Annotated in this window: 8 protein-coding genes; 3 read left to right on the forward strand and 5 right to left on the reverse strand. The window is 68.2% G+C overall.

What is annotated here, in order from left to right; translation table 11 throughout:
* From IE252_RS23610 to ngcE, 5 genes are all read right to left on the reverse strand, one after another.
* The coding region (locus tag IE252_RS23610) for a substrate-binding domain-containing protein (protein ID WP_190091472.1) at positions 1 to 507 on the reverse strand (507 nt) is incomplete at its 3' end.
* Positions 508 to 627: 120 nt separating this feature from the next.
* Complete coding sequence (locus IE252_RS23615; RefSeq protein ID WP_190091473.1) at positions 628 to 1,827, reverse strand: ROK family transcriptional regulator; 1,200 nt, start codon at positions 1,825 to 1,827, stop codon at positions 628 to 630.
* A gap of 217 nt (positions 1,828 to 2,044) precedes the next feature.
* Positions 2,045 to 2,959, reverse strand: a complete 915-nt coding sequence (locus IE252_RS23620; protein WP_190091474.1) for a carbohydrate ABC transporter permease — start codon at positions 2,957 to 2,959, stop codon at positions 2,045 to 2,047.
* Positions 2,956 to 3,882 (reverse strand): carbohydrate ABC transporter permease, encoded by a 927-nt coding sequence (locus IE252_RS23625; RefSeq protein ID WP_190091475.1) that lies wholly within the window; start codon positions 3,880 to 3,882, stop codon positions 2,956 to 2,958. Before IE252_RS23625 ends, IE252_RS23620 begins: the two co-directional genes overlap by 4 nt.
* Positions 3,883 to 3,940: 58 nt before the next feature.
* Positions 3,941 to 5,395 carry an N-acetylglucosamine/diacetylchitobiose ABC transporter substrate-binding protein gene (gene ngcE, locus IE252_RS23630; RefSeq protein ID WP_190091476.1) on the reverse strand — a complete coding sequence of 485 codons (1,455 nt, stop codon included), beginning with the start codon at positions 5,393 to 5,395 and terminating at the stop codon, positions 3,941 to 3,943.
* 530 nt (positions 5,396 to 5,925) lie between these two features.
* Here ngcE and IE252_RS23635 point away from each other — a divergent pair.
* The 3 genes from IE252_RS23635 to IE252_RS23645 all read left to right on the forward strand — a co-directional run bounded on the left by IE252_RS23635 (position 5,926) and on the right by IE252_RS23645 (position 12,113).
* Positions 5,926 to 9,777, forward strand: coding sequence for a GH92 family glycosyl hydrolase (locus IE252_RS23635; RefSeq protein WP_190091477.1), 3,852 nt, complete (start codon positions 5,926 to 5,928; stop codon positions 9,775 to 9,777).
* A 161-nt stretch (positions 9,778 to 9,938) separates the two neighbouring features.
* A complete protein-coding gene (locus tag IE252_RS23640) occupies positions 9,939 to 10,913 on the forward strand; it encodes an FG-GAP repeat domain-containing protein (protein ID WP_229848755.1) in 975 nt (324 codons plus the stop codon).
* A gap of 234 nt (positions 10,914 to 11,147) precedes the next feature.
* Positions 11,148 to 12,113: an FG-GAP repeat domain-containing protein gene (locus IE252_RS23645; RefSeq protein ID WP_190091479.1), complete on the forward strand. Its 966-nt coding sequence runs from the start codon at positions 11,148 to 11,150 to the stop codon at positions 12,111 to 12,113.
* Positions 12,114 to 12,188: the final 75 nt, after the last annotated feature.

Genomic DNA, 12,188 nt, shown 5'->3' on the forward strand with positions numbered 1-12,188 from the left:
CGCGCCCAGCGCGTCGACCAGGGCCTTGCCCTGCACATGCCCGACCTGCTCGTTGTCGAACGACGTGTACGCGTCGATCGGACCCTCCGCCAGACGGTCGAAGGCGACGACCGGGATCCCCTGGTCCTTGGCCTTCTTCACCGCGCCCGCGATCGCCTTCGAGTCCACCGCGTCCACGATCAGCGCGTCGACCTTGTTGGTGATCATCGTGTCGACCTGCTGGGCCTGGACCGTGGCGTCCTGCTTGGCGTTGGCGTAGACGACCTTGCCCTTGCCGTTGGTCAGCTCGCTGACCTTCTTCTCGATGAGCGGCTTGTCGAACTTCTCGTAACGCGCGGTCTGGTTCTCCGGCAGGAGCAGACCGATCTTGATCTCGTCGCCCTTCTTGGCGCCGCCCGACTCCTTGGTCTTGTCGCCGGACTCCTTGGCGCTTCCACAGGCGGCGAGAGAGACAGCCATCGCGGTGGCGGCCACGGCCACGGCGGCACGACGCATACGCGTGTTCATTCTGAAACCTCCCTGACGAGGCCGCGACGTTGCGGCCGAGGTGGCTGGAAGTCAACTCGACTGCAGGGCCACCGTCAAGGAGTAAATCCTTAACGAGATGACAACGGTGCCATCCGTTATCTAAGTGAAGGCAGGCGCCCCGGCCGGGAGAGCACTCTCAAGCAGGGTCGAATCGCCCATTTCACTCAGTACCAGAGCCAGCGCGCCGAGCACCTCGGCGCGCCCGCCGAGAGCACCCGGAAGGACCGAAAGCTGGCGCGCCGCACTGGGGATGGCGTACCGCGACACGGAGTCCCTGATGGGCCCCAGGACCAGCTCCCCGGCCTCGGCCAGATCGCCGCCGAGCACCACCCTGCTGGGGTTGAGCAGATTGCAGAGGTTGGCGACACCGCTGCCGATGTGGCGGCCCACGTCCGCGACGACACGCCGGCACCCCGGGTCGCCCTCGCGGGCCAGCTGGACCACGCGCTCCATGGTCAGATCGGCCCCGTGGCTGGACTGCAGCAGCGGCAGCACGTACCGCGCGGCCGTGAAGGTCTCCAGGCAGCCCCGGTTGCCGCAGCGGCACACCGGGCCCGACTCGTCCAGGGTGATGTGCCCGATCTCGCCGGCCGTGCCGCCCGGGCCCCGGTAGATCTGCCCGTCGATCACCAGCCCCGCGCCGACACCGCTCGCCACCTTGATGTACGCCAGGTCCTTGACCCCGCGCCCGCTGCCCCACACCAGCTCGCCCAGGGCGCCCAGGTTGGCGTCGTTGTCGACGTACACCGGCACGCCCAGGCGGCCCGAGAGCTCCTCGCGGGGGTTGATGCCGGTCCAGCCCGGCAGGATGGCCGTGGAGCCCAGCGTGCCGGACTCCACGTCGATGGGCCCGGGCACGCCCAGGCCCACCCCGATGACCTTGTCCCGGGCGATGCCGGTGGCCGTGATCAGCCGGGTGACCAGCTCTTCCGCCCGGCCGAAGCCCTGCGCGGAGGAGGCGTCGACGTCGAGTGGCTCGGCCTCCTCGGCGAGCACCTGGTGGGCCAGGTTGCCGACCGCGACGCGCAGGTGAGTGTGGCCGAAGTCGACGCCGATGACGATGCCCGCGGAGCCGCTGAGCGAGACGCTGCGGGCCCGGCGGCCGCCCGCCGAGGTGGGCGTGACCTCGACGGTCCCGCCGTCCTTCAGTTCACGAACGATATTGGAGACCGTGGCCGCGGACAGGCCCGTGGTCCTGGCGATCTCGGCCTGGGTGAGCGAGCCCGCCATGCGGACCGCGCGTACGACCCGCTCCAGGTTGGCCCGGTGCAACGACGTCTGCGACCCCGGAGTCTCCATCGACCCATCCACTCCTGCCGTAGGCAGGCGGCACGACGGCCGCCCCCGCACGGGGCCGCAGCTTTGAGGCCCCGCCCTATCTCCAACATGTGAACTCTAAGCTGAGCCTTTCGGGTTGTCTCCCGTCAAGACCTGAGCAGTGGGACATAGCACGGGACCGCCCGTCGGCGTGTCGCCGACGGGCGGTCCCGTGGTGGATACGGAGCGTGACGTACCGCTATTTGAGCGCCCCCGCGGTGAGTCCCGCGACGACCTGGCGCTGGAAGACGATGTACGCGGCGAGCACCGGCAACATCGCCATCACCAGGCCCGCCATGAGGCCGGACCAGTCGCCCTTGTACCCCTGGCTGGTCGCGAGCTCGACCAGACCCTGGGAGAGCACCCGCTTGTCCGGGTCCGTGTTGAGGACCGTCGGCAGCATGTACTGGTTCCACTGCCCCAGGAAGTTGAAGATCCCCACGCTGATCAGACCCGGACGGGCCATCGGCAGCATCACCTGGAAGAAGGTACGGGTGTGCGAGGCGCCGTCGATCATGGCCGCCTCGGCGACCGAGGTGGGCAGCGTCCGGAAGAACGAGGTGAGGAAGAAGACCGTGAAGGGCAGCGAGTACGCGATGTAGACCAGGATCAGCCCGTGCGTGGTGTTCAGCAGGCTCAGGTTGTTCATCACGTAGAACAGCGGCACCAGGGCCAGCATGATCGGGAAGCTCATCCCACCGATGAACAGGTAGTAGATGAACCGGTTCCCGGGGAACTCGAAGCGCGCCAGCACGTACGCGGCCATCGAGCCGAGCAGCAGCGTGCCGATGAGCGAGCCCCCCACCACCAGGATGGTGTTGACGAAGTAGTCGCTCATATGGGCCTGGGTCCAGGCCCGCGACCAGTTGTCGAAGTGCAGCTTGTCGGGGAGCGCCCAGGGGGTCGACAGGATCGAGTTGTCGTCCTTGAAGGACGCCATGACCGCCCAGAGCAGCGGGATGACGACCATGAACGCCCAGAGGATGAGCACGCCGTGCGAGAAGACGTTGAGGACGACGCCCTCGCCCTTCTTCTCCTTCTTGGCGGGTGCCGCCTGCTTGGCCACGGGCGGGCGCTCCTCGGCGAGGTCGGCGGTCGAGGTGTCAGTGGTCATGAGAACTCCAGCCGCTCGCGCCGGCCCAGTCGCATCACGACCGCCGCGAACAGCAGCGTGACGACGAGCAGCGCGACACCGATCGTGGTCGCGTATCCGGCCTGACCGTCGCGGAACGCCGACTGATAGACGTAGAGCGGCAGGACCGTGGTCGAGTAGTCGGGGCCGCCCGGGCCCACCGTCATGATCTGCACCGAGGCGAAGGCCTCGGCGCCGAGGGCGAGGATGCCCATGTAGACCCAGCCGGACTGCACGGTGTCCCAGAGCAGCGGCAGCGTGATCCGGAAGAACGTGGTGAAGCGGCTGGCGCCGTCGAGCAACGCCGCCTCGTAGAAGTCCCTGGGGATCGACGCCATTCCGGCCGAGAACAGCACGACGAAGAATCCGACCGTGGACCAGACGAGCACGGCCATCACGCAGTACAGCGCCAGATCCGGGTCGCCCAGCCAGTTCGGCTGGACGCTGCCGAGACCGACCCCCTTGAGCGCGGAGTTGATCACGCCGTTGTTGGGGTTGTACGCGAACTGGAACAGCAGGGCGACGATCGCGATCGAGAGCACCTGCGGAAAGAAGTAGGCGATTTTGTAGAAGCCGGAGCCGCGCACTCCGGTAATGGCGGCGCCCTTTCGGCGCCGCCCCCCGACATTGAGCATGAAGGCGAAGAACAGCGCGAGACCCAGCGTCACCAGCGGCAGCAGCAGGACGAACAGCAGACTGTGCTGCAACGACTTCCAGAAGATGTCGTCGTCGAACATCCGCTTGTAGTTGTCGAAGCCGACCATCTTGAAGTCCGGGCTCAGACCGGTCCAGTCCGTGAACGAGTAGTAGATGGACTGGACGAACGGCCAGATGACGAAGAGTGAGTACAACGCCAGTGGGAGTACCAGAAATCCCACGATGAACCGGTACTTGCCGTGTTGCATGGTTACCGACCCCGATCTTCCAGCGGGTGCCGCCGCTGATGACGCCTGAACACTGCCGCTACTTCTTGTGCTTGTAGTGCTTGATGTTCTGGTCCTGGGCGGCCTTGTCGGCGTAACCCTGGATCTTCTTGATGGTTTCGGCCGGAGTCGCGCGACCCGCCATCATCTCACCGAGACCGGCGACACCGATCTGCTCCTTCTGGAGCTTCACGTACCAGTCCTGGAGCCGCGGGTTGACGACGTTGGTGCCGGCCTTCTTCAGCGCGTCGACACCGGACTGCAGGGCCGTCGACAGGGCCAGGCCGTCCGTGCCGCCGTTGAACGCGGAGAGCGACTTGACCTGGGTCGTGAAGTTCTTCGAGGAGGCCTCGCTGAGCATGATGCGCAGCTGCTCCATGCCGCCGGTCGGGTTCTTCGCCTTGGCCGGGACGATGAACGGCTCGCCGCCGGACGCCCAGATGGTGCCGAACGGCATCTTGTCGTTGCCGTCGAGGCTTGAAGGCGCGCCCACCATCATCTTGAAGTCCTTGGGCGTGGTGGGAGCGGCCTCGTTCTCCACCCAGGAGCCGTTCGGGATGAACAGCGCCTGCCCCTTGGTCCAGGCGGTCTGCGACTGGATGTGGGTCATGCCCGGGGTGCCCTGGAGGATGTAGCCCTTCTTGAAGAGCTCGTAGTACGCCTCGAACGCGGCCTTGACGGCCGGGTGCTCCCAGGCCTTCGGCTCCAGGTTGTCGATGGCGTCCAGGACCTCGCGGCCGCCGATCTTGGCGATGAACGGGTAGAGCGAGAAGGGCAGGTAGTACGGGTACTTGCCCGGGTAGGTCCAGCCCGCGATGCCCTGCTTCTTGGCCTTCTCGCACAGGGCGAGCATCTCGTCCCAGGTCTCCGGGTACTTCGCGTCGAGCTTGTCCAGCGCGGTCTGCGAGTACCAGACGCCGTAGACGGTGTACGCGTAGTAGAAGATCCAGCACTGGTCGCCGTCGAACTGGCCCATCTCCACGATGCCGGGCCGCAGCGTGTCGCGGACCTTCTTGCTCGGGTCGTCGATGGAGGGCGCGTCCAGGAGCGGCGTCAGATCGGTGAGCTGGCTCTTTCCGACCAGGACGCCCATGTCCATCTGCTCGGCGCCCGAGTTGTCGATCAGGTCCGGCGGGGTGCCGCCGTTGAACTTGGGCTGCAGCTCGGACTGGATCTTCTGGGTCTTGTGGAAATTGATCTTCGCCTTCGGGAACGCCTTCTCGTACACCGCGTTCGCGTCGGTGGCGTACTTGGTGCCGAAACCGCCGTCGAAGATGACGACGTCGAGACCGGCCGACTCATTGACGCCCAGCGGGTTCTTGGCGGTCTTGGGGCCGCCGCTGGCCTTTTCCTTCGGGCTGTCGTCGCTGCTGCTCGCACAGGCGGACAGGAAGCCCATCGCCGGAACGGTGATCAGACCGAGCGCCGCGGACCGCTTGATCAGATCGCGACGGCCCAGGCCCTCATTGCTGTCGTGGGCGGAGGTGGATCCCATGCTCAAGTCCTCGCCTTCTCCAGGACTCAGGCGGTGTACCGGTCGCCCGTACCAAATCGCCTGCAGGCGAAGGGCCCCGCCACCGCGGTCAGTTGTGCTGAAGCTTGGGTAGTGCAGGGTACGCAGCGGATACGTCGGACATTGCGGAGGATGACGTGCCGTTGCTTCCCCGACGTCCCCCGTCCCCCGAGCCCGCCGGTTTCCCGGCGGAGCGGACGCCGACAGGTATAGTCCACTTTCCGTCAACTGAGCAAGATCGAAAGCATGGTTGGACGGCATCCTTTCCCGAGTTGAGACCTCCTGGATATCTGATGGCGGAGCGCGGTGGGCCGGACCCCCGCGACACTCTCGCGGCGCCGCGAAACGCCCAGGCCATTCCCCCTCAACACCCTTGACACCACCTATGCCTTGGCTTCCTACTGGATCCTGCATTTTCACTCTGACAACGTTGTCCAGATCGTATGACCGGAGCGCACCGGCCTCGGCCGGGCGTCGTCGTGTCATGCGCCCGCCAATGGAAAGGCCTCCGTATGCTGCCCAGATCCCGGCTCCGACAAGGGCCGGCGGCCGCCCTCGCGGCGGCCTCCTTCCTGCTCGTGGTGACGGCCCAGGGGGCCGCGTCGGCCCAGCCGGCCGCGGCCCGACCCGCCCTCGGCGGCCAGGAGTTCCGCACCTCGTTCGAAACCGGCCAGCCGCAGCCGGACTGGCGCAACACCGTGGAGGTGGGCCCGGACGGGAGGAAACGTACGTCGGGGGTCGACGGCGGATTCACCAGCGGAATACCGGGCAATGTCACCGACAGGGTCACGGCGGTGCGGGCGAGCGCCGAGAACGACGGCTCGGGCGAGGTGAAGGAGAACCTCGTCGACGGCCAGCCGAGCACCAAATGGCTCGCCTTCCAGCCCACCGCCTGGCTGGAATTCGATCTCGACAGTCCGGTCAAGGTCGTCACCTACGCGCTGACCTCGGCCAATGACGCGGCTCCCCGCGACCCCAAGGACTGGACGCTGAAGGGCTCGGCGGACGGCAGCACCTGGACGACGCTGGACTCCCGCTCGGGTGAAACGTTCAACTCCCGCTTCCAGACCAAGACGTACGACTTCGCGGGCTCCACGGCGTACGCGCACTACCGCCTGGAGATCACCCGCAACGGCGGAGCCGACATCACCCAGCTGGCCGATGTGCAGTTCTCGAACGGGGACACCAGCACCCCGGTCCCGCCGGACATGCTGACCCTGGCGGACCGCGGGCCCGGCGGCTCCCCCACCGCCAAGGCCAACGCCGGATTCACCGGAAAGAGGGCCCTGCGTTACGCCGGTACGCACAAGGCGGACGGGCGGGCCTACTCGTACAACAAGATCTTCGACGTGGACACCCGGATCGGCCGGGACACCGTGCTCGACTACAAGGTCTTCCCGTCGATGCCGGAGACCGACCTCGGCTATCCCGCCACCAACGTGTCGGTGGACCTCGCCTTCACCGACGGCACCTATCTGAGCGACCTCAAGGCGATCGACTCGCACGGCGGCCTGCTGACCCCGCAGGGCCAGGGCGCGGCGAAGACGCTCTACGTCAACCAGTGGAACCAGGTGTCCTCGCGCATCGGGGCGGTGGCCGCCGGGAAGACCGTCGACCGGATCCTGGTGGCGTACGACTCGCCCAAGGGCCCGGCGAAGTTCCAGGGCTGGATCGACGACCTGTCGATCGCCCCGCAGCAGCCGGAGAAGCGCTTGGCCCACCTCGCCGACTACGCGCTGACCACCCGGGGAACCAACTCCAGCGGCTCCTTCTCGCGCGGCAACACCTTCCCGGCGACGGCCGTCCCCAACGGGTTCAACTTCTGGACCCCGGTGACCAACGCGGGCTCGCAGGACTGGCTGTACGACTACGCGCGGCGCAACAACGCGGACAACCTGCCCACCCTCCAGGCGTTCTCGGCGAGCCACGAGCCGAGCCCCTGGATGGGCGACCGGCAGACCTTCCAGCTGATGCCGTCGGCGGCCGCCGGGACCCCGGACGCCTCGCGCACCGCACGCGCGCTGGCGTTCCGGCACGAGAACGAGACGGCGAAGCCGTACTACTACGGCGTCACCTTCGAGAACGGCCTCAAGGCCGAGATGGCGCCCACCGACCACGCCGCGACCATGCGGTTCACCTATCCCGGTGACGACGCGAGCGTGCTCTTCGACAACGTCAACAACAACGGCGCCCTCACCCTGGACCCGTCGACCTCGTCCTTCACCGGCTACTCCGACGTCAAGAGCGGCCTCTCCGAGGGCGCCACCAGGCTCTTCGTCTACGGCGTCCTGGACGCGCCGGCCACCGCGGGCGGCAAGCTGCCCGGGGGCGGCGGCGCGGACGTCACCGGCTATCTGCGCCTCAAGCCCGGCAAGGACCGCACGGTCACCCTGCGGCTCGCCACCTCACTCATCAGTGTGGACCAGGCGAAGGCGAACCTCGCCGCGGAGATCCCGGCGGGCACCTCCTTCGAGCGCGTACGGGACCGGGCGCGCCAGGCCTGGGACCGGATCCTGGGCCGGGTCGAGGTCGAGGGCGCGAGCCACGACCAGCTGACGACGCTCTACTCCTCGCTCTACCGCCTGTACCTGTACCCCAACTCCGGCTTCGAGAAGGTCGGTTCGAAGGAGCAGTACGCCAGCCCCTTCTCCCCCGGCACCGGCCAGGACACCCCGACGCACACCGGCGCGAAGATCGTCGACGGGAAGGTGTACGTCAACAACGGCTTCTGGGACACCTACCGCACGACCTGGCCCGCGTACTCGCTGCTCACCCCGGGCCGGGCCGGCGAGATGGTCGACGGGTTCGTCCAGCAGTACAAGGACGGCGGCTGGATCTCGCGGTGGTCCTCGCCCGGCTACGCGGACCTGATGACCGGGACCAGCTCGGACGTGGCGTTCGCCGACGCGTATGTGAAGGGCGTGAGGTTCGACGGCGAGGCCGCCTACGAGGCCGCGCTGAAGAACGCGACCGTCGCCCCGCCGTCCGCGGGGGTCGGCCGCAAGGGCATGGACACCTCGCCCTTCCTCGGCTACACCCCGACCTCCACGCACGAGGGCCTGTCCTGGTCCCTTGAGGGCTACCTCAACGACTACGGCCTGGCGAAGATGGGCGAGGCGCTCTACAAGAAGACGCACAAGGCCCGCTACAAGGAGGAGTCGGCGTACTTCCTGAGCCGGGCCCAGAACTACGTGAAGCTCTTCGACCCGAAGGCGGCGAGCGCCGGGGCGGGCGCGCCCGGCTTCTTCCAGGGCCGCGACACCAAGGGCGAGTGGCGGGTGCCGAGCGGCTCCTACGACCCGCGGGTCTGGGGCTACGACTACACCGAGACCAACGGCTGGGGCTACGCGTTCACCGCCCCGCAGGACTCGCGGGGCCTCGCCAACCTCTACGGCGGGCGCGCCGGGCTCGCGAAGAAGCTCGACGCGTTCTTCGCGACGCCGGAGACGGCCTCCCCCGACTTCGCCGGTTCGTACGGCAGCGTCATCCACGAGATGACCGAGGCGCGTGACGTCCGGATGGGCATGTACGGCCACTCCAACCAGGTCGGCCACCACGTGACGTACATGTACGACGCGGCCGGGCAGCCCTGGAAGACGCAGGAGAAGGTCCGCGAGGTCATGAACCGCCTCTACACGGGCAGCGCGATCGGCCAGGGCTACCACGGCGACGAGGACAACGGCGAGCAGTCGGCCTGGTACCTGTTCTCCGCGCTCGGGTTCTATCCGCTGGTCATGGGCAGCGGCGAGTACGCCATCGGCTCGCCCCTGTTCACCAAGGCGACGGTGCACCTGGAGAACGGCCGCGACCTCGTGGTGAAGGCCCCGAAGAACAGCTCCCGCAACCTCTACGTCCAGTCGCTGAAGGTGAACGGCAAGGCCTGGAACTCCACCGCGCTCCCCCACTCCCTGCTGGCCCGGGGCGGCACGCTGGACTTCGCGATGGGGCCGCGCCCCTCGGCCTGGGGCACGGGCGAGAAGGCGGCGCCGGTGTCGATCACGCACGACGACAAGGTGCCCGCGCCGCCGTCCGACGCCATCTCGGGCAGCGGCCCGCTGTTCGACGACACCTCGGCCACGGCGGGCACGTTCGACTCGGTCGAGCTGCCGGTGGCTTCGGCGACGCGCGCGGTGCAGTACACCCTGACGTCCGCCGACCGCGCGAAGGCTCCCAAGGGGTGGGTCCTCCAAGGCTCTTCGGACGGGACGAAGTGGGTCGATCTGGACAAACGCTCGGGTGAGTCGTTCGCCTGGGACAAGCAGACCCGGGTGTTCGGGGTGGCCCGGCCCGGCTCGTACGGGCACTACCGGCTGGTGCCGGCGGGCGGACCGGCGACGCTGGCGGAGATCGAGCTGCTGCGGTGACGACCCCATGAGGTGGGCGGTCGTATCGAGTTGGCCGCTTTTACCTCAAGCCGATTGACATGTAAAGGAGTCATGGCAAGATTCCCGTGAAACCCGTGGCGCGTCTCGACTGCTGAGGCGCGCCACGTCGCATCTGAGCCTCATGGATCATGGAGAACTACGTGGCCAAGACTCTGGCCAAGGATACCGGGACTTCCGGGACTTCTCGGACTTCCGGCAGCAAGCGGAGCCGGATAGCCGCCCGGCTCGGCGCCGCCGTGGCCGCCGCCGCCCTGGTCGGCGCCGGTGCGACCGCGGCCGCCGCGGTCAACCCGCCGAAGCCGTTCACGCCCGCCGCCCCGGCGTCGTCGGCGCCGTCGCTCGCGCGGTCCGGCGCGGTGAGCTCCGCGCCCAGCCCCGAGGCCCCCCAGTTCGACCTGTTCGCCGCGGACCGCGCCAACACGCTCTACGGCTACATCCGCGACGGCGGCGGCGCCCTCAGCCCGCGCGCCAAGATCGACACGGGCTGGGACGCCATCAAGTGGACGACCCAGGTCGACCACGACGCCGACGGGTACGCCGACGGCTGGTGGGAGTGGGACAAGAACGGCACGATGTACTACGCCGCGGACGACGCCACCGACCCGTGGACCGTCGGCGGCGGCTGGAACACGTACAACCTGGTGCTCGCCCCGGGCAACCTGGGCGGCGCGGGCGCCGGCGACCTGCTGGCCCGCGACACCACCGGCGCGCTGTACGTGTACCTGGGCTACGGCAACGGCAAGGTGGCGACCCGCTACAAGGTCGGCGGCGGCTGGAACGCGTACAACCTGATCGCGGGCAACGGCGACCTGACCGGCGACGGCAAGGCCGACATCGTCGCCCGCGACGCCTCGGGCACGCTGTGGCTCTACAAGGGCACCGGCAACTACCGGGCCCCGTTCGAGGGCCGCGTCCGGATCGGTGGCGGCTGGAACACGTACAACGCCCTGTTCTCGATGGGCGACCTGGACCTGGACGGCACGACCGACCTCGTCGCCCGCGGCAACGACGGCTCCCTGTGGCGCTACTCGGGCACGGGCAACGCGGCGGCGCCGTTCGCGGGGCGCAAGAACATCGGGACGAGCGGCTGGAACACGTACCGGCTGTTCTTCTGATCGCTTCGCCTGGTCGCTTCTTCTCGTCGCCGACCCGCGATACGGACGGGCCGCACTCCCGGGGACGGGGGTGCGGCCCTTCCGCATTCGGCCAACTCCCGATTCCGCACTCAAACAGGTTGACAGGTAAAGGAGTTGTGTAAGGATCTCGATGATCGCGTGACGCGTCCCGGCGCACGGTTCGCAGACGTGCCCGGTACCGCGTCATGGCTCATCGACTCTATGGAGAGATACGTGGCCAAGACCTCTGGCCGTACGCGTGGGCGTCGAGCCGCCGCCCGTCTCGCTGCCGCGGCGGTTGCCGCCGCCCTCGTCGGCACCGGCGCCTCCGCCTTCGCCGCCGACAACCCGACCCCGTCCGCCAAGGCACAGGTGAAGGCCGCCACCGCCAAGGCCGCCGCGCACGCCGCGGCGAAGGGCGCCAAGCACGGCGTCGCCAAGGCCGACGGCGACCCCAACGGCGCCTACCCGGTCTTCCCGCTGATCGGCGTGGACCGCTCCGGCAACAGCTACGCCTATCTGCCGGACTTCGAGGGCGGCTTCTCGCCCCGGATGCAGCTCGACGAGGGCCAGGGCGGCCTCAAGAACGGTGCCCAGGTCGACAACGACGCCGACGGCGTCGCGGACGGCATGTGGAAGTGGGACACCAAGGGCACGATGACGTACGAGCCGTACGTCGAGCTGGAGAACACCACCGTCGGCGGCGGCTGGAACATCTACAACACGCTGCTGTCCCCGGGCAACCTGGGCGGCGCGGGCGCCGGCGACCTCCTGGGCCGCGACTCCTCGGGCAACCTGTACCTCTACCTGGGCTACGGCAACGGCAAGCTGACCTCCCGCTACCTGGTGGGCGGCGGCTGGGGCCAGTACACGGCACTCGCGGGCAACGGCGACCTCACGGGTGACGGCAAGGCCGACATCGTGGCGCGCGGCGGCGACGGCACCCTGTGGCTCTACAAGGGCACCGGCAACTACAAGGCTCCCTTCGAGGGCCGCGTCAAGATCGGCGGCGGCTGGAACATCTTCAACACCATCGTCTCCTCCGGCGACGTGGACCTCGACGGCACCACCGACCTGCTCGGCCGCGACGCGGCGGGCGCGCTGTGGCTGTACAAGGGCACGGGCAGCGCGGCGGCCCCGTACAAGCCGCGCGTGAAGATAGGCAACGGCGGCTGGAACACGTACCGGCTGCTGTTCTGACGCCTCCTCCGCGCTGCGGATGACCGGTGGATGACCGGCGAATATCCGGAGGGCCGCATTCCTGTTTAGGAAATG

The sequence above is a fragment of the Streptomyces melanogenes genome (assembly GCF_014649795.1).
GTDB classification, from domain to species: Bacteria; Actinomycetota; Actinomycetes; order Streptomycetales; family Streptomycetaceae; genus Streptomyces; species Streptomyces noboritoensis.